General features: G+C 38.7%; 27 protein-coding genes. 15 read left to right on the top strand and 12 right to left on the bottom strand.

Annotation, left to right across the window (positions count from 1 at the left end):
* Nucleotides 1-163: 163 nt before the first annotated feature.
* Nucleotides 164-727 (bottom strand): DUF1404 domain-containing protein, encoded by a 564-nt coding sequence (locus SACI_RS10910; protein ID WP_011279044.1) that lies wholly within the window; start codon nucleotides 725-727, stop codon nucleotides 164-166.
* Between the two features lie 230 nt (nucleotides 728-957).
* Here SACI_RS10910 and SACI_RS10905 point away from each other — a divergent pair, with 230 nt between their 5' ends.
* Nucleotides 958-2550, top strand: coding sequence for a thiamine pyrophosphate-binding protein (locus tag SACI_RS10905; protein WP_011279043.1), 1593 nt, complete (start codon nucleotides 958-960; stop codon nucleotides 2548-2550).
* Complete coding sequence (locus SACI_RS10900) at nucleotides 2551-3423, top strand: aldo/keto reductase (protein WP_011279042.1); 873 nt, start codon at nucleotides 2551-2553, stop codon at nucleotides 3421-3423. It begins immediately after the preceding gene.
* Nucleotides 3424-3447: 24 nt separating this feature from the next.
* On the opposite strand, the gene porB is transcribed toward SACI_RS10900, so the two are convergent.
* From porB to SACI_RS10875, 5 genes are all read right to left on the bottom strand, one after another.
* A complete protein-coding gene (porB, locus tag SACI_RS10895) occupies nucleotides 3448-4338 on the bottom strand; it encodes a pyruvate synthase subunit PorB (protein ID WP_011279041.1) in 891 nt (296 codons plus the stop codon).
* A complete protein-coding gene (locus SACI_RS10890; protein ID WP_011279040.1) occupies nucleotides 4307-5500 on the bottom strand; it encodes a pyruvate ferredoxin oxidoreductase in 1194 nt (397 codons plus the stop codon). The genes porB and SACI_RS10890 overlap by 32 nt, the downstream gene beginning before the upstream one ends.
* Nucleotides 5497-5763, bottom strand: coding sequence for a 4Fe-4S binding protein (locus tag SACI_RS10885; protein WP_011279039.1), 267 nt, complete (start codon nucleotides 5761-5763; stop codon nucleotides 5497-5499). Before SACI_RS10885 ends, SACI_RS10890 begins: the two co-directional genes overlap by 4 nt.
* The gene (locus SACI_RS10880; RefSeq protein ID WP_011279038.1) at nucleotides 5747-6310 is read right to left on the bottom strand and encodes a 2-oxoacid:acceptor oxidoreductase family protein; all 564 of its coding nucleotides are present in this window, start codon (nucleotides 6308-6310) and stop codon (nucleotides 5747-5749) included. Before SACI_RS10880 ends, SACI_RS10885 begins: the two co-directional genes overlap by 17 nt.
* A gap of 62 nt (nucleotides 6311-6372) precedes the next feature.
* Nucleotides 6373-7563, bottom strand: a complete 1191-nt coding sequence (locus SACI_RS10875; RefSeq protein ID WP_080504032.1) for a 4Fe-4S dicluster domain-containing protein — start codon at nucleotides 7561-7563, stop codon at nucleotides 6373-6375.
* A gap of 64 nt (nucleotides 7564-7627) precedes the next feature.
* On the opposite strand from SACI_RS10875, the gene SACI_RS10870 reads away from it, so the two are divergent.
* The 3 genes from SACI_RS10870 to SACI_RS10860 all read left to right on the top strand — a co-directional run bounded on the left by SACI_RS10870 (nucleotide 7628) and on the right by SACI_RS10860 (nucleotide 11725).
* The gene (locus SACI_RS10870) at nucleotides 7628-7885 is read left to right on the top strand and encodes a hypothetical protein (RefSeq protein ID WP_011279036.1); all 258 of its coding nucleotides are present in this window, start codon (nucleotides 7628-7630) and stop codon (nucleotides 7883-7885) included.
* A gap of 132 nt (nucleotides 7886-8017) precedes the next feature.
* Nucleotides 8018-10345, top strand: coding sequence for a xanthine dehydrogenase family protein molybdopterin-binding subunit (locus SACI_RS10865; protein WP_011279035.1), 2328 nt, complete (start codon nucleotides 8018-8020; stop codon nucleotides 10343-10345).
* On the top strand, nucleotides 10346-11725 hold the full coding sequence (locus tag SACI_RS10860; protein WP_011279034.1) for an FAD binding domain-containing protein: 1380 nt from the start codon (nucleotides 10346-10348) through the stop codon (nucleotides 11723-11725).
* Here the strand turns inward: SACI_RS10860 and SACI_RS10855 are convergent.
* Nucleotides 11705-12517 carry an amidohydrolase family protein gene (locus tag SACI_RS10855; RefSeq protein WP_011279033.1) on the bottom strand — a complete coding sequence of 271 codons (813 nt, stop codon included), beginning with the start codon at nucleotides 12515-12517 and terminating at the stop codon, nucleotides 11705-11707. The two genes, SACI_RS10860 and SACI_RS10855, sit on opposite strands and share 21 nt — an antisense overlap.
* Before the next feature lie 99 nt (nucleotides 12518-12616).
* Nucleotides 12617-13456, bottom strand: a complete 840-nt coding sequence (locus tag SACI_RS10850) for an amidohydrolase family protein (protein WP_011279032.1) — start codon at nucleotides 13454-13456, stop codon at nucleotides 12617-12619.
* Nucleotides 13457-13696: 240 nt separating this feature from the next.
* Here SACI_RS10850 and SACI_RS10845 point away from each other — a divergent pair, with 240 nt between their 5' ends.
* Together SACI_RS10845 and SACI_RS10840 are read left to right on the top strand one after the other, a co-directional pair.
* Nucleotides 13697-14611 (top strand): C2H2 type zinc finger domain-containing protein, encoded by a 915-nt coding sequence (locus tag SACI_RS10845; protein ID WP_011279031.1) that lies wholly within the window; start codon nucleotides 13697-13699, stop codon nucleotides 14609-14611.
* Nucleotides 14608-14928, top strand: a complete 321-nt coding sequence (locus SACI_RS10840) for a TA0938 family protein (protein ID WP_011279030.1) — start codon at nucleotides 14608-14610, stop codon at nucleotides 14926-14928. The genes SACI_RS10845 and SACI_RS10840 overlap by 4 nt, the downstream gene beginning before the upstream one ends.
* A 51-nt stretch (nucleotides 14929-14979) precedes the next feature.
* On the opposite strand, the gene SACI_RS10835 is transcribed toward SACI_RS10840, so the two are convergent.
* The gene (locus tag SACI_RS10835) at nucleotides 14980-15756 is read right to left on the bottom strand and encodes a DODA-type extradiol aromatic ring-opening family dioxygenase (protein ID WP_011279029.1); all 777 of its coding nucleotides are present in this window, start codon (nucleotides 15754-15756) and stop codon (nucleotides 14980-14982) included.
* 103 nt (nucleotides 15757-15859) lie between these two features.
* Here SACI_RS10835 and SACI_RS10830 point away from each other — a divergent pair, with 103 nt between their 5' ends.
* Entirely contained in the window at nucleotides 15860-16327 is a 468-nt protein-coding gene (locus tag SACI_RS10830) for a flavin reductase family protein (RefSeq protein ID WP_011279028.1), read from the top strand.
* A gap of 46 nt (nucleotides 16328-16373) precedes the next feature.
* Here SACI_RS10830 and SACI_RS10825 read toward each other — a convergent pair whose 3' ends face one another.
* Entirely contained in the window at nucleotides 16374-17144 is a 771-nt protein-coding gene (locus SACI_RS10825) for a ZIP family metal transporter (RefSeq protein WP_011279027.1), read from the bottom strand.
* 144 nt (nucleotides 17145-17288) lie between these two features.
* The gene (locus SACI_RS10820; protein ID WP_011279026.1) at nucleotides 17289-17897 is read right to left on the bottom strand and encodes a hypothetical protein; all 609 of its coding nucleotides are present in this window, start codon (nucleotides 17895-17897) and stop codon (nucleotides 17289-17291) included.
* Between the two features lie 262 nt (nucleotides 17898-18159).
* Here SACI_RS10820 and SACI_RS10815 point away from each other — a divergent pair, with 262 nt between their 5' ends.
* Both SACI_RS10815 and SACI_RS10810 read left to right on the top strand, forming a co-directional pair.
* Nucleotides 18160-18657, top strand: coding sequence for a hypothetical protein (locus SACI_RS10815; protein ID WP_011279025.1), 498 nt, complete (start codon nucleotides 18160-18162; stop codon nucleotides 18655-18657).
* A 192-nt stretch (nucleotides 18658-18849) separates the two neighbouring features.
* The gene (locus SACI_RS10810; RefSeq protein ID WP_230937906.1) at nucleotides 18850-19671 is read left to right on the top strand and encodes a helix-turn-helix domain-containing protein; all 822 of its coding nucleotides are present in this window, start codon (nucleotides 18850-18852) and stop codon (nucleotides 19669-19671) included.
* Nucleotides 19672-19767: 96 nt separating this feature from the next.
* Here SACI_RS10810 and SACI_RS10805 read toward each other — a convergent pair whose 3' ends face one another.
* Nucleotides 19768-21627, bottom strand: a complete 1860-nt coding sequence (locus tag SACI_RS10805; RefSeq protein WP_011279023.1) for an AMP-binding protein — start codon at nucleotides 21625-21627, stop codon at nucleotides 19768-19770.
* Nucleotides 21628-21711: 84 nt separating this feature from the next.
* On the opposite strand from SACI_RS10805, the gene SACI_RS10800 reads away from it, so the two are divergent.
* Genes SACI_RS10800 through SACI_RS10780 form a run of 5 tightly spaced genes read left to right on the top strand, consistent with a single transcriptional unit; the run spans nucleotide 21712 to nucleotide 26141 of the window.
* On the top strand, nucleotides 21712-22836 hold the full coding sequence (locus SACI_RS10800; protein ID WP_011279022.1) for an acyl-CoA dehydrogenase family protein: 1125 nt from the start codon (nucleotides 21712-21714) through the stop codon (nucleotides 22834-22836).
* Between the two features lie 37 nt (nucleotides 22837-22873).
* Nucleotides 22874-24022 carry a thiolase domain-containing protein gene (locus SACI_RS10795; RefSeq protein WP_011279021.1) on the top strand — a complete coding sequence of 383 codons (1149 nt, stop codon included), beginning with the start codon at nucleotides 22874-22876 and terminating at the stop codon, nucleotides 24020-24022.
* Nucleotides 24019-25197, top strand: coding sequence for a thiolase domain-containing protein (locus SACI_RS10790; protein ID WP_011279020.1), 1179 nt, complete (start codon nucleotides 24019-24021; stop codon nucleotides 25195-25197). Before SACI_RS10795 ends, SACI_RS10790 begins: the two co-directional genes overlap by 4 nt.
* Before the next feature lie 11 nt (nucleotides 25198-25208).
* Entirely contained in the window at nucleotides 25209-25706 is a 498-nt protein-coding gene (locus SACI_RS10785; protein ID WP_011279019.1) for a Zn-ribbon domain-containing OB-fold protein, read from the top strand.
* The gene (locus SACI_RS10780; protein WP_011279018.1) at nucleotides 25707-26141 is read left to right on the top strand and encodes a Zn-ribbon domain-containing OB-fold protein; all 435 of its coding nucleotides are present in this window, start codon (nucleotides 25707-25709) and stop codon (nucleotides 26139-26141) included. It begins immediately after the preceding gene.
* Nucleotides 26142-26196 lie beyond the last annotated feature (55 nt).

Genomic DNA, 26196 nt, shown 5'->3' with positions numbered 1-26196 from the left:
AGATTTCTCTATCTTATCTACTTATTCTTAGATGTAAATGATATGATACAGTAGATACCATGTCATCACAATAAGTAAATATCAGTATAGCAATTTACAATTTAGTGATCTTAAAAATAGTTTTTTGTATTCAAAACTGATTTAACTTTATAAAATCTAAAAATTATCCAATAATACTTTTCATGAACTTTGATATAACGTAGATCAGAAACACATTCATTATTACAAACATCAGTATCCCTGCTAACGGTAGACTTGATGGTGTATAAGGGGAAAAAGGATAAGCTAAATTTGAGTAGAGTGGTGTGGAAGTAATGAACAGTATTGCCAGTATGGAATCTCCTAACATCCACAGGGCTAATAGTGTTATTTTAATTTGTAGTCTCATTGAGTTAATCGACGATCCTAACAAAACCCCTCCAAATAGTAGTGTTATTTCAAGGAGTATTCTATAATCTAACATGGCTGCCCCTAATGAGAAGAAATATGGAGAATGCCATAAGACGGCTGGGATTAACCCTAGAATAAGGGATATATATCCTCCTTTAAAGTACTTATAACCTATATACAGACCTGAGAAATACACAGCGTAATGGGAAGCCATATATACTGCAGGTAGGGAGAACTCCAGGCTTTCAGTGTAAGGGTTAAACGAGAGAATCAATAATGCAATAGGTATAATGAGAAATTTATAGGTAAGCTTTTGATCCCTGTTAAGTTTTATCATTATTTATTTTTATTCATCCAAATCTAATAAAACAGAGTAGATTTTATCTTGTAAATGACTAGAACCATAGCCGTACAAACATACTAGATAATGAAAACATAATCGTTTTTTATTTGTTAAAGGTTTAAGTGATATCCTAAAGGATTCCAATACCACTTGACTAATTCGTATTTTATCTTGGTATATAGCATCCGAAACTTAATTTAACAAGATAATTTAATACACTATTAATGGCAAAATCCACAGCTGAAATTTTGATAGATTCCATATCCTCCCAGATATCAGATGTTTTCGGGATAGCAGGAACTCATGGACTGAGCCTTTTTGAGGAAATAAGGAAGAAAACTGAGAAAGGGGAACTCAAATACTTTATGCCTAGGCTAGAGTACGGAGGAGCTATAATGGCAGATTACTATGCAAGGGTAAAGGAGAATGTCGGTGTGTTCATATCAGTAAACGGTCCAGGTTTCACCAATTCCCTAACAGGTCTAGCTGAAGCCTATTCTGAAGGCTCGCCATTAGTCTTAATATCACTGAATAAGGAGTTTAAATATCGTAATGATAAGCAACTGCATGACATGGGCTATTATGATGCACAGTTACAGTTAGCTAGACAAGTGACAAAGGCTTCCTTTAGAATTTACTCCGCATCTGAAGCCCAGTCCACCATGGAGAAAGCATTCAGAATAGCATTAGAGGACAAGATGGGTCCAGTATATGTTGAAGTTCCAGTGGATGTACTTGAGGATTCGACAGACATTGAATTGAAAAATCAATCAAAGATAGGTAGGAAATTAATTTATCCCACAAGGGATGAGCTGAAGGAGGCTGTCGATTTCATTAACTCATGTTCTAAGCCTATTCTCTTACTTGGTTATGGCGCATCGAGATCTAATGTCCTGAAATACGTGGAGAAATTGGGTATCCCAGTAGTAGTTACTGTCAGGGGCAAAGGCGCAATACCAGAAAACCATCCCTTATATGCAGGAAACATATTTGAAATGTCAGAGGTACCTGGGGACTGTCTGATAGCCATAGGGACTTCCTTTAATTCTCTTGAAATGTGGAACTGGACAACTAAATTGCCTCCTAAAATATTGCATGTTGATGTAGACGTTTCAGTTTTTAATAACAGTGTTAAAACCGATGTCGAGATTAAGGCTAGTGCCGAAGCTTTCTTAGAACAAATATCTGAAAAGGTTAAGACTAGGACATGGACAGTCGAGAAGGTAGAACGTCAATTCCCAGCCCCTGAGAATCCTGATATTACCCATGATGATCTTATCAGAGTTTTAGATAGCCAATTAAGTGAGGATAGGATTGTGATAGCCGATGCAGGTACAAACCAAGTAATGGCTATGGATATGAAAGTATATAGGCATAACTCTTACTTTAATCCCTTAATTTTCAACGCAATGGGGTCAGCTATACCGGCTGGAATAGGTGCTAAAATAGCCTCACCAGAGAGAGAAGTGGTTAGTATAATCGGAGATGCAGGTTTTCAGGCCTGTTTCAATGAGTTAATTACTGCTGTGGAATATAAGGTAAATTTCTTGACAGTACTGGTTCAAGACAATGTACAACACTTCTTGAGGATGAATCAAATGATGAAGCACGGTAAGCCCTTTGCAACTGATGTATTTCCTATAGATTATACAAAGGTCGTTGAAGGTATTGGTGTAAAGGTCTTTGAAGTGGAGAAGAAAGACGATTTAAAGAGGATTACTGAGGAGGCAATAAATTCATCATATAAGTATCCCACTCTCTTGAGAGTTCACGTTACTCCTAATAGTGTACCAACAATATTATTCAGGAGGAGATGAATGGCTGACCTAAAGAAATTTAAACATTTTACCGTTTCGTCTATGGCTTTTGGTACATGGAGGATAGGGGGAGGTTTTTGGAGGGCGAGCCATGCAAGAGACGGAGAGTGGACTGCGTCGATAAAAAGGGCAATAGAGTTAGGGATAACTACAATTGATACAGCTGAAATGTACGGTAATGGGCATGCTGAGGAACTGGTAGGAGAGGCTATAAAGGGTTTTGAGAGGGACAAATTGTTTATAGTATCCAAGGTATGGCCTAGTCATGCAAGTTATGAAAAAGTGTTAAAATCTGCTAAGGCAAGTTCACAAAGGTTGGGAACACATATAGATTTGTATCTTCTTCATGCACCATCAAGGACAGTTCCATTATGTGAAACTATAAGTGCTTTCGAGAGACTAGTAGACGACGGTATAATAAGATTTTTTGGTTTAAGTAATTTTGATTCCTCAGGTATCCAAAAGGCTATGTCTTGCTGTAAAAAGTATGAAGTTGTAGCAATTCAGAACCACTTTAGCTTACTGAGTAGAAAAGACGAGAACGATGCCTTATTATTTGCAAGGAACAATGGGTTAATGTATATGGCTTATACTCCATTAGAAAATGGAATACTAACAAGAAATGAGTTCCTCAATGAAATAGGTAAGAAATACAACAAGACTGCATCACAAGTTGCTCTGAACTGGTATATAAGTGTGGATAATTTAGTGCCTATCGTTAAGGCTTCTACTCCTGCTCACGTGGAAGAAAATGCGCAGGCTATGGAGTGGAGACTTTCAAGGGAAGATTGGGAGGCAATAAATAATCATTTCAGGACTAAGGGGTACTTAAAGGAGAAAGTTGTAAGTTTCTTTAAATCCATGAGACCTTAAGGTAACTTTCCCTTCTCTTTTTATTTACATTAGCTCCTTTATCTTTTCCCACATATCATCTATATATTTCTCCAGTTTGGCTATATCATCTTCCTTTACTCTCTTAAATCTACCCTGCACAGACAGAAAGTCCTTAATTGGTCTTCTTGTCCTCTTGTCTAAACAGTGAAGACACTCTTGACTTACTGTTATTTTACCATTGTAATATTCAAATAACGGCCAATAACACGTCTGCACTGCTAACTTAGCTATTTCAGCAGTCCTCGATGGGTCAAATAGCCATCCATATGGATCGGGGGTAAGCACATGTATATACCTAAAGCCATCAATTTCCTTTGCTCTTTTTAACTTCTGAATATAATCGTGAGGATACCCTACACTTGCTGTAGCAACATAAGGCACGTTGTGAGATACCATAAGGAAGGGAAGGTTCTTTTTATTTTCTTTCTTGCCTTCTGGGGTGGTAGAAGTTATTGCGCCCAATGGCGTGGAACCACTTCTCTGTCCTCCACTGTTCATATAGGCTTCATTGTCCACACATACGTAGATTATATCCTCATTTCTCTCTGCAGCACCACTTAATGACGCAAATCCTATATCTGCAGTCCCTCCATCCCCAGCCCATACTACCACGTTCACATCCTTACCCTTTTGTTTATATGCTCTAGCAAGTCCTGACGCAGCTGCAGGACCAGCTGCAAATGCTATGTTTACTACAGGTAAATTATAGGAATTATAAGGTGCATTACCTTGTATTATGGATGAGCAGCCTGCTACAACTACAACTACCGTATCCTTTCCTAGTCCCATCCCCAACATTCTCATTGCCATATTTTCTGGGCATCCAGGACAGGCTGCTGTACCTGATATAAGTGAATTGTGTTTATTCAATATCTCTCGGAGTCCTAACGTCAAGTTTTCCCACCTCTTTTGGATAATACCAGGTTACATCCTCTTTTATGCCCTCTACAAACTTGGAGAACAGATATATCATATCACTCTTACCAACTGTAACTCCACCCAGTCCAGTGACTATATCTTTAACTTCTGTGTCCCGAATAGTAGACTTAACTTCTATGTACAATGGTCCTCCTCTGCCAAAGCTAGTACTCCTGTCAAGTACCAGAACTCCCTTCTTACCTTCTAGATTCTCCCTAATCTCCTTTTCGCTCCATGGTCTCAAGTATCTCACTCTCAACATACCTATTTTTATTCCCTTCTCCCTGAGAACATCTATAGCTTCCATAGCATCTCCTGCCCAAGCTCCCATTAATACTACAGCATAGTCAGCATCTTCCAACCTATAGCTAGAATTAAGGGTGGAATAATCAATCATAGGGGAAACTTTCTTGTTATATTCTCTGCCGTGCTGCCTGATTATGTCTTCAGAATTCTTCAGTGCAAGATGGATTGACTCCCTCAATTTCATATAACCCTCTGGAGGAAACATATTTCCTATTTCCACTGGGTCCTCAGGATCAATTACATATGGCTGCCTCCTAGGTGGCAAGTAATCATCAATCTGCTCTTGGTCAGGTATTAGCACGTTAGTCTTAGTGTGTGATAGAATGAACCCGTCCATCCCCACCATTACAGGCAAGAATACCCTTTCGTCTTCAGAAATCCTAAAAGCCTGAATAGTCAAGTCTAATGCTTCCTGTGGGTTACTTGCAAACGCCATTATCCAACCACTGTCCCTCTCACTTGTAAAGTCAGTATGTTCGTTCCAAATGTTCCACGGTGCTCCAACTGCCCTAGTTCCAACAACCATCACTACTGGAACTCTACTTCCAGCTACCCACCACACCATTTCGTGCATATAAAGAAGTCCCTGTGATGCAGTAGCTGTAAAAGCCCTTATACCAGCTAGTGCAGCGCCATATGTTGCAGCCATCGCTGAGTGTTCACTCTCAACTCTAACTATCTCTGTCTGTATTTCTCCTTGAGCTTTCATTTCAGCCAATTTCTCTATTATTGAAGTCTGTGGTGTTATTGGGTAAATTCCTGTTAATCCTACTCTAGCTAACTTTACTGCAGTGGCTACTGCTTCGTTTCCTGAAATAATTTTCCTGATCATGTCTCACTCACCATACTTATTGCCTTTACAGGGCAAACATTCGAACAAACCCCACATCCCTTACAATACTCATAGTCAACTGTGACTTTCCCTCCTTTGGGAACTATGGTGGATTCTGGACAGAACATGAAACAAGCCTTGCAACCTATACACTTACTCAAATCTACAACAGGCTTAACCACTCTCCAGGAACCTGTCTTACCTCCAGCGCCCTTACCGGGCTTTGTTATTGGAAAGTATTGATAATCAAGTAGTAAGGACATTGTACCTCCTCCCCTCTACTAGTTCATACATCTTTCTTACTCCTTTCATGTTGATCTCTGCTAGCTTATCATCAAATTCATCTCTAATTGCCTTTTCAAGTGACTCAATACTTGGCATTCCAGTAAGTTTGATCAAAGAACCTAACATTATTACATTTACCATAGGCCAACCTGATCTAATTAAGCCTAGTTCCGAGGCTACCTTTGTAGCGTTTACAGTAATTATTTTCTTATCTGTCTTAATTTCAGAACCGTAGTTAGCAAGAATTACGGAGTTAGACTTTAGACCTCTATAAACATTGTTTGAAAGATGTAGGAGGGAACCATCTAGAACTACAACGTAATCAGGTTCCTGTATTGGAGACGTAACCCTGATTTGACTATCAGAAATTCTACAATATGCCTCTATTTCGGCTCCTCTTCTCTCAGCCCCGTATATGGGGAATGATGAAGAGTATAAGTTATCATAACCTGCTGCTTCAGCCAGTAGGTGAGAAGCCGTAACGACACCTTGACCACCTCTACCGTGGAATCTTATTTCGAGCAATAATTGACCACCTTGAGAAATATATAGTATTCGATGTTTAAAAAGTCTATTATGAAAAATGTTTAAACTTTGGGCAAGCCGTAATATACAACTTTTTGATAGAACTGAATCCTGTGGCTTACCTCAGATACTAAGTTTACTATTTCATCTGCTAAAATAATGAAGGGGAGAGGTATAGAAAGTAGTGACAGAGCTATAGAGACCGCGTTCAGTATTACCCTAGTCCTTGATTTCTTATAGCCTGTAAGTATCTCAACTCCCAGTACTACAATTAAAGCTGGTATTATGAAAACCTCATGAGTTAGGTAGAACAGTAATGGGAGAGAGGTTGTGAAAATCGAGCCTATAAATGATACTGGTGTGTCAGGGTTGTACCAAGATGGTCTCGCCTTTAGTATATATATCATGATACTTGAAAGTACGCCCAACCCTAAGAATATTACAGCAGGATAGTAAAATAACTGATTGAAGAAGGAGATGAGGTAGAATAATACCGATATGGAGGAGAATAATACCTCTCTACTTAACCACGAAGTCTTCAAATTGTAAATCACTCTGTAAAACCTGTCAAATCTCTTTGCGTGGTTCACTGAGAGCAATAATGACACTAGGGGTAGTATAAGACCAACTAAATTCCAGTATGGCAACTTGAAAATGGAGTAACCTAAGGCTAACTCGCTGGCTATGGTGAAAGCTAGTAATCCTATGTAATTCTCCTCTTTCTTTCGATGAAGAGTTTCAACCTTTATAGTTTCAGCCTTCTCAGGTTTCTTAATAACGAATCTAGGTTCAGTTATATCTTCAGGCGCTAAGTAATTTACATTGGCATCTCCTTTTTCTATCCAGCCAAATGTCAGTGCTCCAGTGGGACATGCTTCAACGCAATAGGGGAGACCACTTCCTATCCTATTATAACAGAGATGACATTTGCTCATTATACCGCTCGGGGTTATCTTTAACGCCTCATAGGGACATGCCCATGTGCAGAAACCACAGCCTATACAGTTATCCTCTATTATTCGCACTATCCCCATCTCGTTCTTTGTTATGGCATTTGCAGGACAAACGTTCATGCAAACTGGATTATCACAATGGTTGCACGCTATGGAAAGGGCAGTTTTAGTCTCTTCGTAGGGCATTACAATCAAGCTTCTCCAGTTCAAACCACCGTAAGCCTTATTGCAAGCATCAACGCAAGCATTACATATAATACACTTACTGTGGTCGAATATGAACCCTAATTTTCTTTCCATGAGTTAATGTGGTATTCTAAATTAATAATAATAGCTTTATAATGATATAAATCTACCCAAATTTGTGGAGTCACAATTTTATAAATATGCGTTGATGAGGAACTTTATAAGGGAAGTTGTTGAGCAAGAGTCTATAGAGAAATACATTCAGGAGAGATTGAATGATGACCATGAAATGAAGAATAGATTTTGTAATGAAGATAGTGATAAGATCAGAGAGCTAATAGAAGAGGTAATAGAATATATTTCAATGGGTAAGGGTAAAGGCAAGGAAGACCTAATACTCAAATCCATACTGTCAGTATGTGGGAATGAAAAGTAGAATCGTTGACTGTCATAAATAGCAGGAATGTAAAAATTTACTAGGTATACACATGATAAATTAAATTCTATTTTAATCGTTAATGATTTTAATTAGACAATAATATTAATCCACATCACATATGTTTACTTAATGAGCACTCACTATGTAGAGGGTTCCAGGGTCGTTAACGGCTCTTCAGAGTTTATTAATGATATACCCAATCCCTCTGGAACCCTATTTATGGCTATATATAGGAGTAATTTACCCCACGGAGTTATCAAAAAAGTAGATGTTAGTGAGGTCTTTAACCACGGCGGAATAGCTTACACGAACCAGGAATTACTGAAGGTTATCAAGAACCCATTCCCTTTGGGTGTTGACTTACCCATAAAATACTATGCAGTGGCTAAGGACAAGGTTAGGTTTGTGGGCGAACCTATAGCCATAGTTTTAGCTAGAGATTTATATAAGGCAGTCGATCTTCTGGACTATGTTAATGTCGAAGTAGACCCTTTGCCGGCTGTAACAAGCGTGAGAGAAGCCCTAGATAAGAAAGCTCTAGTACATGAGGAGTTAGGAAGTAATATTGCTGTAAATCGTAAAATGAGCTATGGTGATATGGTAAGGGCTTTCTCAGAATCGCCTGTGGTGATAAAGAACGAATTTAAGGTCACTAAACACTCGGCTTTGCCCCTCGAGGGTTATGGTGTTCTTGCTTACAAAACTGATACATTAAATATAGTAGCTAACTTTCAAGGTCCGATGCTGGAAGCTTACTTTATTAGCCGTGCATTGGGTATTTCATTAAACTGGATCAAGCTTTCGACCCCTAGGGACATTGGGGGTAGTTTTGGAGTAAAGTATTCACTTTATCCTTACATGACTATAGCTGCAGCAGCTTCTATTCTATCTAATCACCCTGTTAGATGGATCGAGAGTAGGACAGAGAGTTTTCTATATAGTTCGTCAAGTGGAGACAGAGAGGGGTATGTAGAAATAGCTAGTGATAAGGAAGGAAAAATAAAGGGGATAAGGTATGCCTTCTTCGAGGATGTAGGAGCTTATCCAAGACCACCAGAGCCAGGGGCTCTGTTTAGAGTTCACGGTAATTTAAATGGAGCTTACGATGTACGTAACATTGAAGTAAACCACACGGTCGTCCTTACAAATAAATCTCCCACAGGTTTAAACAGGGCTTATGGAGCCCCACAATTTTACTTTGCATTAGAGACCACTATAGACAAGTTAGCGGAAGAATTAGGAATAAGTCCAATTGAAATTAGAAAAAGAAATGTAATCACTGAATTCAACAAGAGGATTAACAGTGACTACTTTTATGAAACTCCTACGGGAGGACTATATCCCAGACAGGACTACATTAGGGTTCTTAAACTTTTGGAGGAAGAGTATAGTAAAATAAAAAGAGAGCCTCTTACAGGAATTGGAGTATCTCTTTTCCTAGAACCGAGCGGAACTAATTTAGGTTATGTGGATTTGGCACTTGAGGGATCCAAGAGGAGACACAAACATTCAGCTTCTGGGGATTACATCATAATGTCCCTTAATTTTGATGGAAGTATTAGTGTATTTATAAATGGTACTAATGAAGGGCTAGGTCATGAGACTGTCACAGCGGAAGTCGTAGCTAAAGAGTTTGGAATAGATGTCAGTAGAGTGAAGGTAGAGAATAGAGTTGATACCTCTCTTCCGTGGACAATAGCCAGTGGTAGTTATTCCAGCCGTTTCGCTCCAATAGTTATAACCGGTGTCCTTAAGGCATGTAACGAATTAAAGGACAAGTTATCTGATGTAGCCAAAAGGTTCCTTGAGACTGAAGAAGTTTACTACGAGAATGGCAAATTTTACGCTAAAAAAGATTCCACTAAGTCAGTAGATTTAAAAACACTTGCGTCAGCTTTCCACTGGGACCCCTACTCAAATCCAGGGAGTCTATCTGTAGTTTCTTTCTACAATTCTCCGTATCTAGCACCACCAGAGGGGGATAAGATAAATTCCTCCCTAGGGTATTCCATTCAAGCTCATCTCGCCGTAGTCAGGATAGACCCCATTACTTATGATGTTAAGGTGGAGAAATACATTATAATTCATGACGTGGGGAGAATACTAAAAAGAGAACTGTTAGAAAGTCAGATGTATGGAAGTTTACTGCATGGGATAGCTATGAGCTTATACGAGAGGTTGGCTTACGACGAAAATGGTAATCCACTAATAACTACCTTTGATGCATATGAAACCCCTACTTTCTCCGAAATGTTACATACTGAAGTAGATATTCATCACTTTGAAAGCGATATTAATTATATTCCCTCAAAGGCATTAGGGTCAGGAGAAGGTCCGATTATGGGAGTTCCTGCAACCATAGCCAATGCAGTTTCAGACGCAATAGGAAAAAGGATTACCCAGATACCTATAACCCCCGAAATTATAATGGGACTCATTGAAGACGGGGTGAAGTAAGTGATCCCAGCCCAGTTTAAGTATTACAGACCTTCAAACTTACAACAGGCTCTAGACCTGTTAAAGGAAAATGAGGGCGCTAGACCATTAGCAGGAGGTCAAAGTTTAGTTCCTATGATGAAATTAAGGATAATAAATGTAGACACACTAGTTGATCTCAATGACCTAGACGAGCTAAAATATGTAAAGTTAGAGGAAGATAAGCTCAGGATTGGCTCTCTCTTAACTCATAATGAAATTGCGACCAATCATATTATAAGGCAAAGGTACCCGTCCCTAGCAAAGGCATCTTGGGTTATAGCAGACCTACAAGTGAGGAATAAGGGAACTATAGGGGGCTCTATCGCTCACGCAGACCCCTCAGGAAATTATTTCCCGGTGTTATTTACATTAGAGGGCAAGGTTATACTAAGTAGTGGTAGGTCAATTAACATTGAAGACTTCTACTTATTCCCCTATACCACAGCGTTAAGTCATGGAGAAATAATAAAGGAGATCGAAATACCCGTAAAGAAGAACAGTGAGTATTGGCTAAACTTTAATGTGGTCAAAAGAGGAGGAGCTTCATATCCAACATGTCTAGTTGCAGTTAATCTAGAGCTCTCTGAGGATAGAGTTGTAGTAAGTTCAAAGATCGCTATTGGAGGTGTGTTCGAGAAACCTGTTTTAATCAGGGATCTGTTTTTAGGAGAAAAGGTGGACGAGATAAGGAGGAGGGCAGATTTGGACTCGATTGCTGAAAAGATCATTGCGGAGAGGGATGAGAAGGTTATAAATGATATCCATGCCAGTAAGAGCTATAGACTTAAGCTTACTAGGAATTTGTTAGTTAAAACGCTTATGGGGTATTCTGACATTAAACTTCCCTCAAAAGAAATTGTGAATACGCCAAATAATCACTCTGGGTCTAAGTATAGCTTAACTGTGAACGGGGAGGAAATTCCTCTGAATGTGGAACCGAGAATTCTACTCATTGACTTTCTGAGACAGAATGGGTTTACAGAAGTAAAAAGGGGCTGTGATGAGGGGAAGTGCGGTGCATGTACAGTTTTAGTGGACGGAAAGGCTATAAAGTCATGTAATGCATTCGCTATTCAGTTCTCTGGGAAGAATATAGTGACAATTAAAGGTTTAAAGACCAAGCAGTTAGTTCAAGACGCTTTTCTTAGGAATTACGCAATGCAGTGTGGATACTGTACCCATGGTTTTATGATGACTGTTTATGACTACTTGACAAATGTCGATCCTGATGCAGACGAGGATTTGATGAAATATGCAATAAAGAACATTTGCAGATGTACAGGTTATGTGAATATAATAAGGGCTACTAAAGACCTATCTAGGTCACTTCAGAATAGCTCAAAACTTGATAAGCCGTAAAATATTATCCCTCAATATCCTCCTGTCCTTTACCACTTCATAAATCTGATGGGCATACTCTGCTAAATCTTGCCCCACATATGCAGGAAAGTCGCTACCATATATTACTTTCTCAGGTATGGTGAGCAAATTAGGTAAGTACTTCAGTATATTTCTCGGAGGAATAGAGGATATCTCTAAATACACGTTGTCAAAGTATTTAGCCATATAAAAGGCGGTAGTGTACCATATGGGTCTCCCTGCATGGGCTATGATTACTTTAAGTTTTGGAAAGTCCTTCACTACATCGTCGATTAATATTGGGTCAGAATACTTATTTCTCGTGGCACCCTCTATGCTCGTTCCTGTGTGTATCATGACAGGTAAGTCGTGATCTTGGGCAAACTCGTAGATGTACAATAAGGACTTTAGCCCTCCCTCTTCTTCCCTGTAACCGTTAGGTTTAAAACCGTGATGAGGTGGATGTAGTTTTATTCCTATAATTCCTAGTGAGTATTGCTTCTCTAATTCCTCCTTAACATTACAGGTTAAGGGGTTTACCTCGCCCCACTGTAAATATAAGTCAGGATTTCTCTTTCTCTCCTCATAATCTATGTAAAAACCGTCGTAGCACTCTCTGGTATAACAGGGGTGGGATGGTACCAGGAGTATTTTATCTAGTTCCACCCAATCGTTACTCAGTGTCATCTTAGTATCTTTTGTGTACCTTAGAAATCCTTTACATTCATCAGGGATTAAGCCTTTATAAATATGATAATGGACATGGGCGTCAATAACCTTAATCCTGTCCATAAAGAATAATTAGAACCTAAGTCTTTTTAAATCTTTAATTTTATATTTTTTACAAAATTTAGAATAATATACTATAAAGAAGAGGTCTGCATAGCGAAACTATTTCAGAGTCTTGTAGAGAGATCTTGGGTTTTTATCAGCTATGTCTTCCTTTCCTTCAATGTTTAATGACAAGAACTCTTTCAAATTTTCTGCAAGTCCCTTTGTACCTGGTCCACCATAATCACTTCCGTAAATTGTTTTATTTGAAATTTCTTCAATTCTTGGCAAATAATCCAAAATCTTCTTTGGTGGTATAGATGAGATTTCCGCGTATATGTTTCTTCTAATTCGGCATAACTGAAAAGCAGTGGGAACCCAGTTAGGTCTTCCCATATGAGCCATTACTATCTTCAGCCTGGGAAAGTCTACAGAAACATCATCGATATATATGGGATCGCCGTACTTATTTCTTGCCCTTAAGAACATACTGGTACCTGTGTGAATTATTACAGGTAAGTTATGATCCTCTGCAAACTGATACATTATTTCCAACTGTTTAAGTCCTCCCTCTTCTTCTCTATAAGCGTTAGGTTTTACCCAGCTATGTACGGGATGCAGTTTAAAGCCAGCTACTCCTTTTTCGTATTGTTTTCCCAGCCAATATTTGGTCTCTTCAACAGTAAGCTTGTTAGGTTCTATACCACCTACAACTGAGAACCTTTCGCCATAGGGTTTAAGAAAGTCTATAGCCTGGATAGCAATACTTTCATCAATATTCCACAGTTCTCTTGCTGGATAAGCTATGATAACTATGTAGTCAATGTTCGCTGAGTCCATTTCCTTTAGGACTTGTTGAAGAGAAGGAGGCTTAAACTCATAACCTGCATTTTTTGAGGAAAAATTTTGAGGTAAGAATTCCCTGAACCACGCATGAGTATGTGCATCTATATAGCCCATACTCTATTAATTTATGTGAGTTGTTTATATTTTTAGCTATAGAAAAATGATATAATCGTTTAAAACAATAATTAGAAGTCACTACACACTCTATTTATAAACTACTGAAAATACAGTCTGATTAGAAATGAAAATTGGTCATATAGTTTATCTCTATAAGAAAAAATTGACTTCTACTTTCAATTTATAAATGTTTATTTTAATACTTAATTTTTATTTTACCATGTTAATAGTTTATGTATGCCTTTATGTCCCTCATGTGAGATGAAATTTGAGACGTGGGGAGATTTAGCTGGTCATATTGAATTAATGGCAAACTCTAAGAGTGACCCGTCCCATGTTATGTGGCTCAATCGAAATTTAAGTTATGAAAGAATGAACAGGGAAGAGCTAAAGGTTTCTCTTGAGAATTTCTTCAGTCAACCCGCAGAGCTATCATCATGGATAAGAAAGAGATTTATAGAGAGGTTTTACGGAGAAAACCCTCATCCTTTCATTTCAGCCATGCAAAATCCTACAAGAGGTGTTCTGCTAGGTTACGTTATAGAGCATCAACACTTTCTTAAAAACTGGGTGAAGGTACTATCTGCTATAGTATTTAAGACTGATAAGGACGATGTAATGGAATATGAACTTGAAAATATTAAGGTGGAGTTCATAGGCTATGGGGTAAGACCATCACATTATGAGCTACTCCTTAGGATGGGAGAGTCTTTAGGGATGCCACGGGAGAAAATTCTCTCTATGACTCCCTTACCAAGTACCAGAAACGCAATAAATTTCTGGAGAAGAGTGGCTGAGACAAGAACATGGTTAGAAACTATGCTCGCTATGCATAGCTTAGAATTAGTAGCTGACAGAAGTTTAAGGCAATACGGTGCCAAAGTCCATTACTTCAATCCTGAGATACTTTCCTCAGATAGGTACCCTCAAGAGGTAAAAGATTTCTTGAGGGAAGGATATGAGGCTGATGTATCCCATGCCTCTGAAGCATTAAAACTTGGAGAGAAGTATGCTGAGGAATTGGGATTAAAAGAGCAAGCTCAAATTATTGTACTAAGGTCCTTTGATGCCTTTTCGAAATATTTATTAGCAAGATTAGAGAGAGGTTTTGAAATAGAACCTGAGTTAGTAAAGAAGGTGTATAACTTATGAAAATAACTGTAAATGGTAGGACAGCAGGAACTAAAGAAACTGGTTGTGCACTTTGTGGAGGAACTTGGGGAGACTACTATGAGGAGATAGATGGGGAAAAACTCTTCTTCTGTTGTGATATATGCGCTCTCGAGTTCGTAAATATGCTAAGGGAGGTTAAGAAGAGAACAGGTTGGGATAGGATTGACGAGTTAGTGATAAATGGAAACTACAGTAGTGGCAGGACATGTGTCTCCAAGAGAGGTGGTAGGGAGTATAAGTTCTATGTCCGCTTTAATGAAGACGCAGGAGTAGAGACTTTCAGGGAAGTAGTTTAAGCATTGATATGATTACTAAGTGACCCATCTTCTCTCTTATTTTTTATTGTTTTACTCTTCAAATAATGCGCTAAGCATACTGACGCCAGCCCAAGGTATATCATATCCTAGGACTTTAGCCTTTGTAGGTCTCACAAACCCCAGGAGAGTATGAAGTGTCTTCAGATCTCCTTCAGGGGTCGCTGAGGAATACTCCTTAGGATACTTACTATCCATGTCAAGTATATCCTCGAACTTTCCCTCATTTATGAGCTTTATAAGTAAAACGTCAAACTTCGTTGCACGTGGTTTAAGGTTAAAGTAAAGTAAGTCCAGCCTATGTGTAGGTGAACCAGTGGCTATGAATAAAGTCCTCCTGCCCAGTTTTTCTGAGACCTTTCTGATGATAGAACCTAATTCATAGTGTCTTCTGGGACTAGCAGAAGAGATTGAAATTGGGACAACTTTTGGCTTATCCTCTGGAAACATATAATAAAGGGGGATCCATGCACCATGATCCAGTCCCCACTTCTCCTCAACTTTGAGCATACCATTACTTTCCTTTATTAGTTCACTTGCAAGTTCAACATCATTTTCAGCCTGGTAACAGAACTCGTAAAGTTCCTTTGGAAAACCAAAGTAATCTTGTATACATTTTAGGTCTTTAGAAATAACGGTGTAATTGCCTTCACCCCAAGAGAAGAAGTGAGGGCTTGAAATAATCACTGTCTCTGGATCGTACTTGTTCTTTATTTCCTTCCCTAAGTCAGCCAAGTGTCCTTTCCAAGGGTTTTCCTCCACAAGAATCATTGGAGAGCCATGGGATATGAAATATCCTACTCCGTTCACTTTTATCGCATATATTTCTTCTCTTGTTTACTAAAAAATGTAGCTATCCATAAAACCCGTTCCATAAATCACTTAATATATCCTTTTGAGAGGATTTTATCATATGAGTGAACTGCTAAGAAACGTTATGAGGAACTTTCCGTTAGGCGTAGCCATAGTTACTACAAATTGGAACGGAAGATATATAGGTATGACCATAAATACCTTTAACTCCCTCTCCTTAAACCCTCCACTAATCATGTTTTCAGCAGATAGAATAAAAGGGAATGATAAGCCCTTCAGGGAGAGTAACGGTTTCGTCATAAACTTTGTTGACAATGAAAAACTACTTGATATATTTGCTTTTAAAGACGTAAAGGAACGTTTTGACGGTATAGAAGTCCAAGAGGGGAAAACGGGCTCCCCCATATTTCCCCAAAGTTACGCCTACCTTGAGGCTAGAAAGTATCAGATTCACGATGTAGGCGACCACAGTATAATTATTGGAGAGGTTATTGATGGAAAAATATTTAAAGAGGATTTCTCGCCTTTGGTATATTTTAGGAGAGCCTATTGGAAATTATCGAAATAGGCTAAAAACCTCAAGTGCATTTGTACTCCTAATTATTTTCGGTTCCTTAACTCATGGACAATGTAACTAAGCTTTCTAAACCGTATGCTATTGCTATTCCTAGGAAGAACCAAGTCCAGAATTTAACGTTAAAGCCACCTAGCATTGATGCACCTATCATATTTATCCTTATCATTGGAAATACTAAAGCTGCAGTAGCTATTGTGTTAAGTGTTGCCAAGAATAGCTGATTTTGTATACCAATGTAATAAATTGATGCACCCAACATTGTTGGTAAACCTGCAATCAGCGAGAGTACCACCACATTCCTAAGGTTTAACCACTTTGACCTCACCAACTTTCCAGGAGATGCTATTGCAACACCCTCTGTAGCATTGTGGACACCAAAGGCTATTGTGAAAGTTATAGCAGATGCTACTGCTCCCCCCAATAAAGCTGCTGCTATAGCAAATCCCTCTCCTATGTTATGGAAGCCCAATGCGGCTGCTAATATAACAGGTGTGTTATGTGTTGCCTCTGCGGGTCCTCTAGTCTTGTCAAAAGAGGCTAGAAGTAACCACGTACCAAGGAGTGCAATCGAAGTAACAACAATCCCAACACCGAAGAGGAATAATTGCTTCTGATCTAAGTATCCCTCTATAACCTCAGATGCTGCCTGTCCAGTGTCTAAGGCTATATATGCTAGGATACCTGCTGCTAATACACTTAGGTAAGCTGTCTTAGTTTTACTTATATTAGTCTTAGTTATTCCTATACTTCCTATTGCCACTGTTCCCCCTGCCAAAAATCCTAATGCGATTGGAGCCAAATCAATCATTTCTTTACGCCATGTCGTAATTGTAAAAACCTCCTAATAAAACTTTGTCCGAAAAAGTTCGGGATACTTTAACTGTGTTAACATGAGTTTAACTACAATAGAATGTGTTTCAATCATAATTAGTTGTTAAAAATGGCTGAAAAATCAGAAGAAAATTACTCCGTCATAGGATTGACTATCAAATGAAATTTTAGGAAGAACTAAGATGAAATCATTTTCAGTGTCTTCTGAGGGTGATACAAAGCTAAATGAAAGACCTATCTCTTCTATGAGCTTCTTAGGAGATAATTGCTGATTAGTTTCAGCATAAATATACAGTGTCACTTTTACGTCTTTACTGTCTATTGTTATATTCTGGGCAGTATGATCGAGATTCAGAGATACTACTTTACCGTCCTCCAGATACAATATAACGTAAAGGTGATAGAAATATATCTTGGGATTTATCACTACCAAGTAGACACCTGGATCTCTAATGTGTAAAGTGAATTTAACTGTAAGTGAGTAATTATATGTTTGTCCAGAGTTATTGTTGACAGTTGTGGACATACTGCTGGTCTGCATATTGTTAGACGACGTGGTGTTCTGACTACTTGATGATTGGCTAACTATCTGGAGATCTGACACGTTGAGAGGAGTTTGGGCATTAGGATGAGATGATTGATGAATCAGATAGTACACTTGAATACCTAAGAATGCATTTACCAATATTGTGACTATCAGTAGTATTATCAATAGTGTTTGTTTTTCCACGATTCATAATTCCCCATGAATTCTATATAAGTATTAGTTCCATCCGAGAAGTGGAACAGAATTTAATTGGAAATATATCACGTTTTTGGTCATTTTTCAAAATTGATCTATGATAACATGATAGGAGCCTAAATTCTATTCTATACGCGATTGTCTTTTAGTTTTTGAACTAATAAATTCTATTTAAAACTTCAGTTTCATGAACAGTGGAACAGTGAAACAAGGGAGTATTAATAAGGACTAAACGACAATAACATAATTGATGAAACCAATACTATTGGTAGCATTAGCCGTAATAGGTCTAACAACCGGAGTATTAGTAGCAGGAGTATCAGGATACGGACCACTAGCATATATATCCTACCATGTAGTAGGCGTTAGCAACTCCAACTCTTCAATACAGTTAACACCAATATTCTTTAGCCTTGGTAACATAAAACCCGGACAGAGCGGAGAGATCAAGCTGAATACTACATTAATAGTGAATGCTAATGGAACATATGTATTTCAATTGTTACATGAGGAAAAACTAGATAATGTGTTCTCCTCTTTCAATGTTACACTGAACATAAGTGGAAAAGTAGTGACTCTGTCATTAGATAATGACCATCAGGCGTTAAACCTCACTACTGGAAAATACAATGTGGTAGTCACATTAAGCTATACCGTTAGTGAGCATCCTCACGGAGACTTGAATGTTAAGAGAGAGCCTCTCATAATAGTCCATCCTGCTCAACAAGAAAACGAATCTGAAGACTAAAAATATAAAGACATATATCTTTTTTTAAATTAAATATATTTTGGTATTTGAGTTTAAAATATTAGTAAAATTTTTCTGTTAAATCATAAAAAGTATTTCTATACGTAAATAAACGATATATGGTCTTTTTGTCACAATTTACGTAAATTATGGCTAACTCTTTAAATAGCCCTTTATGTAAATTAAGCTAAGATGCGGTTTTCATTACAACTTGGGGTTCTGCTAACTCTACTAATACTCCTTACATGCGTGGTGTCTAGTTCATCTTCACAGTTGAACAATCAAATCATAATATATTATAACGGAACTGTTGTGGCGACATTAAATAATGTAAACCAGTTCAAGCTGATAGGTTCTAGTTATAATGACATTAGGGTGACAGGTGCAAGTTACACAATAGTAAATGGTTACATGTACTTTCACAATATTACAGGGAGTATATACGTAGTCTACAATACAGTTCTTCCTAAAGGAGTTATTAACGTGGTAGAAAATAACAGTTTTAACGTTATTGTTCTCCTTCCCATAAATGCCACGTTAAATTACATTTCTCCTCAACCCAGTAGCTTTACAGTGGTTAACAATCTATATAATTTGACATTCAAGAATGTGTCTCAAATTACTTTACTTTATGCATCTTCACCCTCTCCCCAAGTTACAGTTTCACAACAAAACAATTTAGTATTCCCCATAATCATAGCTCTTGTGATAATAGACGCTGTTCTATTGTATTTCTTGGTTAGGCTATTCAGGAGGAGAAATGTCGAGATCGTCACGCAGGGAGCTGAGGATGAAGAGGTAAATTTATCCAATGAAACACTAGATGAGAGAGATACAATGATTTTAGAAGCCATAAAGATGGGAGGGAATAACTTAACAGAAATAATGAGACTTACTGGCTTACCTAAATCCACCATATATAGGAGGATAAGGAAACTCGTGAGGCTAGGATATGTGGAAGAAATCAGGGAAAGAGGTAAGGTAAGGTATTCAGTTAAGAAAGAAAAGAATTAATTTTTAGAAAAAGACTGAAGGGCAAATATTAGTTAATGAAAAGTATTCAAGGAAAATTCAGATAAAAATAAAAAATATCAATTATTTCGTCTTGCTTTATGTCTGGCTAAGGGACTGTTTTAACTCTTCAATAATCTTGATGTCATCTAGAGTTGAAACATCACCCGGATCCTCGTTAGCTAAAATTGACTTTAATAATCTTCTCATAATCTTTCCGCTCTTAGTCTTTGGTAACCTCTTAAGAAATATCACCTTATCTACAATATATCCAGAGTTTCTACAATAGTTCTTGATTTCATTTCTTAAAACATCATCTGGGTTAACTCCCTGCTTAGGAACAACAAAAGCCACAATAGAATTTGTTGTTCCCACAACTGCAGTCTCTGCAACTTGAGGATAGGTCCCAATTATACTTTCCACCTCAAGGGTTCCTATTCTTTCTCCCTCACTTCTTATCACGTCGTCAGCTCTTCCCAGTACAAAAAGATATCCGTCTTCATCTACATATCCGTAATCCCCTGTATAGAAGTAACCTGGGAATCTAGACCAATATTTATCTTTTATTTTCTCGTAAGTGGGGTCATTCCACATCTTAGCTGTGGCAGGATTTAAAGGTTTGACCACTATGTATCCCTTCTGCTTTGGTGGCAAAGGCTTTCCATCATCGTCTACTACCGTGAAATATGTACCTGGGAATACTATACCAGCAGACCCAGGTTTGTAAGGAATCTCTCCTAATCCATATGGTGTGCAGGCTATGGGTATAAGGTGTTCTGTCATCCAATAAGCGTCACCGATCTTCACATGAGGCATGTTTTCAGTTAACCAGTTCCATGCCCCTACATTTAGCGGTTCCCCTGTGTTAAGAATGATCTTTAAGCTCGAAGTGTCTCCTGACTTTACAGATTCTTCACCTAAACTCTTAAGAGTGTAAAGTGTAGTGGTCGAGCTCCATACGTAATTTACGTTAAATCGTTCTATGACCCTAGAGAACAAATCCCTTTTATATCCTATGAATCCCTCAAATAGGACTCCTGTAATTCCCATTACTGGAATTGTGTATAGGTTAGCCATGGGCCAAACAGGCCACCCTAATTCAGATACTGTCCACCACACCTCATTATCCTGAGGATTTAAAAGTGCCCTAAAAGCCCAGTTTAAGCCTATGGTATAACCGGCGTGAGAGTGGAATAACCCTTTAGGCTTACCAGTGGTACCAGAAGTATAGTAAATAGTACCGGGCTCGTTTGATTCCACTTCCTCTGGTCTAACGTACACCTTTCCCTTTGGTTTTACATCCTCATATACAATATCCCTGTTTTGTTTAACTTCAAAATCCGAGTAACCTCTTGACACTACAAGCACACTCTTTACTGGTGTGGTATGGGAGTCAAGTAATTTGTCCACAAAGTCCTTGATTCTTATCTCGTTACCGTTTCTAATCCCCTTCGAGGCAACAACCATCACCTTTGATCCGCAGTCATTTAACCTATAAGCTAATGTCTCATGGCTTAATCCTACATAATGAATTACAAGTACTGCACCCAATCTGTGTACGGCAAGACTAAAAAATACTGCCTCCGGAATACTAGGAAATAGAAGTGATACACTATCTCCTTTTCTCACTCCCAGCTCTTGCAGTACATATGTTGCCTTATTCACCTCATTGTACAAATCTAGATATGACACAGTCTTAGTCTCAAATCTCTCATTAGCCCAGTAAAATGCCACTTTATCTTTCCTACTGGGAATATGCCTATCTACGGCGTTATAACTGATATTTGTGGTTCCTCTCACAAACCACTTGTCATATGGTGCTTGCCCCTCTACAATACTTTCAGGCTTTTTGAACCAAGTGATATACTCAGTTTTATCCCTCCAAAAGCTCGTGGGATCATCCATGGCATACTTGCTCATGGATTTAATTTGTTCTAAAGAATATATTCTCCAATTCATTTTATATAGTTAAGAAAAAGTTATATTTATCTTTTGCTTGTTTAAAACAAATATTTTAAAATACAAGAATTCTAATTTAAGAATATGAGCGAAACAACTATTTTGGTTAATTCTTTAAGAGAATTCCTCAGACGAGAAGTAGAGAAAATCGCAGAGAAGGTAGATAGAGAGGATTATTATCCGAGGGATATTGTGGAAAAGCTAGGGGAGCTTGGCTATCTTGTCCCTTTACAGAACAACTTATCCTATTATGATATGGTCATCTCGTTAGAGGAAATGGCTAAAGTTAGCGGTTCCGTGGCTCTAATTGCTGATGCTCAGGGAGAGTTAGTAGGCGAAATGCTCAGACTATTTGCTAATGAGAGTCAGAAGAAACAGTTTCTTGATCCTATAAGCAGAGGGAAAATGATAGGTAGTTTTGCGTTGACCGAACCCACAGGTGGTAGTGATGTTGGCTCCATGAAAACATATGCTGAGAGGAGAAATGGAGAGTGGGTAATATCAGGACGTAAAATGTGGATAACTCAGGGAATTTACGCTGATCTGTTCATAACTGTAGCTAGGACTGGGTCAAGGAGAGGCGAGTTATCTGTATTCCTATTACCTAGGAGTAATTGTATAGAGAGCAGGAAGATTGAAGTTATGGGTAACAGAGGCACTGGGACATCTGAGGTCGTATTTAGAGAGTGCAAGGCTGACGAGTCTCAAGTTGTTGGGGAGATTAATAGGGGCTGGGATATGGTAAATACTGTGTTAGAGGTTGGAAGATTGGCAATAAGTGGTATATCAATCGGTTTAGCAGAATCTGCACTACAAGAAGCCTTAAGCTGGGCACTAAATAGGGAGGCTTTTGGTAGTAAGTTATATTCTTTTCAGGGAATAAAGTGGTATATTGCTGATTCAATTACAAAACTTACCTCAGTCAAGTCTTTTATGAAAGAGGTCAGTAAGAAGTTTGAGGAAAACTCTAATACCAAGGGAGTTTACGCTTCGATGCTTAAGTTACTTTCTGGAGAGGTAGCAAACCAAGTTGTGGATCTATCTTTACAGATATTTGGAGGGATGGGGTATGCGAAAGGTACAAAGATTGAGAGAATCTACAGGGACGTGAGGTTAATGAGAATTGGCGAAGGCACAGACGAGGTTCAAAGGCATATTATTTCCAAATATGTTGAAAAATACGGAATTCCTACGCTGGATGATATCTAGACAAAAATTTTTAATAATAATAATTATTTAATTTTAATTGGTGGTTTTTCTGAATAGAACAGCCATTATTGGCGTGGGTTGGTATGGTTTTAGACCAACTACACCAGAAGTGTCCTTCAGAGAAATGGTATTTGAGGCAGCGTCGAGGGCATATAAGGACGCAGGAGATATTAATCCAAGAACAGATGTTGATTCTTTTATATCATGCCAAGAGGATTTTTGGGAGGGAATATCTATAAGCGACGAGTTTGCTCCAGATCAAATAGGAGGGGCAATGAGACCAACTATGACCGTTGCAGGCGATACAATCCAGGGTTTAGCTCATGGTATAATGCATATTAACGCCGGTGTAGCAGATGTCGTTGCCATTGAAGGTCATTCCAAGGTAAGTGATATTCTAACATTCCCCGACCTAGTGAAATTTGCCATGGATCCGATTTACTTAAGGACATTAAACCCTCCTAACTTTCACTTTCTCGCAGGAATAGATGCAGTGAAATTTATGGAAAGGAAAGGAGTAACAAGGGAGGACTTAGCTTTAGTTGTAGAAAAGAACAAAAAGGCTGGGCTTAAGTCTGTGAGATCATCTTATGCCAGTAACTTATCAGTAGATGAGATTCTTAGACATAATGAGTATGTGGTGTACCCCTTAACTAGACTAGATATTGCCTCATTCGTGGATGGAGCAATTACAATTGTGATAGCCTCTGAGGAGGTTGCAAAGAGAGTTAAGGGGGATGACTATCTAATAATAAGGGGAGTTGGATATGCAACAGATTCAGTCAATGCCGAGACCTCAGATATGGGTAAAGCTACATACATGAAACTAGCGGCAAATATGGCATATAGAATGGGTAAGATTGACTCGCCGAGAAAATACTTCAATGCGGTATTTGTTGACGATAGATACAGTTATAAAGAGTTACAACATCTTGAGGCATTAGGGATCTCAGAAGAACCAGTTAAAGATCTGAGAGAGGGTAATTTACATCCACAAGGCGAAATACCGGTTAATCCTCTAGGCGGTCATCTGTCTAAAGGGGTTCCGTTGGAAGCTGCAGGGTTCTCTCTTCTACTAGACGCAATAGACTACATAAATAGTGGAAAAGGAGATAGAGCTCTTGTTGGATCCTGGAGAGGGATCCCTACTTTTACAGGTTCTGTTGTGGTGGTGGAAAGACCATGAAGGTAAACATACATTTGAATAAGAGGGTAGCAGTGATTGGTGCTGGGATGACACAGTTCAGGAGAAGAATACTTGAGACACCTCAGGAGATAGCATGGGAAGCATCTAGTAAGGCATTGGAAGAGGCAGGATTAGAGTTAAAGGACATAGAGTGCGTGGTGATAGGAAGTGCTCCTGATGCCTTCGATGGAGTTAATCTAAAGGGAGAGTACCTATCCCATGGTTCAGGTGGCATTAGAAAGCCCTCGAGCAGAGTATTTGTGGGCGGAGCTACTGGTGTTATGGCTGCTATAACTGGTTGGTATCATGTTGCAAGTGGTATGTGTAATACTGTGCTTGTCGTTGCTGAAGAGAAGATGAGTCCTGCAAGACCTCACCCACAATCAGTATTTAGATATATATGGGATCCTATTTTAGAAAAACCATTGAACCCAAACTTAATATGGATATTCGCTATGGAGATGCATAGGTATATGGCTACTTATGGAATAAAGAAGGAGGAAATAGCGTTAGTGTCTGTAAAGAACAAGAGGAACGCAGCAAATAATCCTTATGCCCAGTTGGGAGGAAACATAACAGTAGATGATGTTCTGAATAGCGAAGTTTTGGTATGGCCAGTTCAGCTTTTGGATATAAGTCCTGTAAGTGATGGAGGAGCAGCAATGGTTATGGCGTCTGAAGATGTGGCTAGAAGATACTCTGATACACCAATTTGGGTTGATGGAGTGGGTTGGACACTGGATAATACAGAATGGCCCGCTAGAGACCTTGCATATCCTAGGTATTTAGAGTTTGCCGCAAGGATGGCTTATAAAATGGCGGGAATAGAGAACCCGTACAAAGAACTTGACGTAATAGAGCCATATGACCCGTTCGATTATAAAGAGTTACATCACATTGAGGGGTTAAGAATTGCAAAGAGAGGAGAAGCACCTAAACTCCTGAAAGAGGGAGTCTTTGATATTGATGGAGATATTCCTAGTAGCCCAAGTGGAGGTCTCCTGGGAGTTGGCAATCCCATAGCAGCTGCAGGTCTTATGAAAGTTATCAGTATATATTGGCAACTAAAGGGCACTGCAGGCAAGATGCAGGTAAAGAAACCAGTTCACACTGGTTTAGCCCAAGCATGGGGCGATCTTATGCAAGCATCCACAGTTATTATTATGCGTAATTGAGGTGAGAAGAAGTGGTTACTTCTCTAAAAGAGGAGGAATTACATAAGCACGTATTAATTCCATATAAACCTAACGCAAAGTATGCCTATACTGCAGGTCAGGCTCAAAGCAGATATCTCTTAGGTCTAAAGGAGGGAAAGATTCTGGGAAGGAAATGTGTTAAATGCGGCAAGATTTACGTTCCGCCTAAGATGTATTGTGACGAGTGTTTTAGACCCACTGATATCTGGGTAGAAGTAATGGACGAGGGCTATGTAATGACGGCAGTTGCTAGTTTTATAAGTTGGACTAGGGAGAAGATTTCCGAACCAGAACTGGTAGGAGTCATAAGATTGCTTCCATCCAATCCCAGAGACTTCGTTTATCCTGGAATATTCCACAGGCTATGTGTTTCCTACGAAGAGGTGAGGAACATGAGCGTTATTGGAAAGAGGGTTAAGGCAGTATGGAGACCAAAAGAAGAAAGAAAAGCTAGTATAGAGGATATTCAATGCTTTAAGGTGATCTAAATGTCGTGGGAAAAAGAGGGTAAGGAAGGAAGTTTACTGAAATGGTATGACATAATGGAAGCTGAGAAATACGAATATACAGTGGGACCAGCTGGAGAGAGATTCTTCCAAGGTCTTAAGGAGAATAAAATAGTGGGAAGTAAGTGTAAGAAATGTGGGAAAGTCTATCTACCGCCAAGAATATACTGTGAAGACTGTTTCACAAAGATAGAGGAATATGTTGAACTCAAGTTGGATGATGCGTATTTGGACTCATTCACCACAATCTATCAAAATGACGATGGACAAAAATTGACTGAGCCTGTTCATATAGGGTTACTGAGGTTTAAAGGTGTAAATGGCGGTCTGTTCTGTTATCTTGAAGGGACTCCTAAAAAGGGTGGGAGGATAAGAGTTTCAAACTTTAACTACCCCTTGAGAATTTCTATAGAGTAGATATATCTTTTTATTTTTCCATGATTTTAAAATATTTTTTGATAAAAATTTTTCA

The organism is Sulfolobus acidocaldarius DSM 639 (assembly GCF_000012285.1).
GTDB lineage: Archaea > Thermoproteota > Thermoprotei_A > Sulfolobales > Sulfolobaceae > Sulfolobus > Sulfolobus acidocaldarius.
This window is presented reverse-complemented; position numbering and strand designations above follow the sequence as displayed.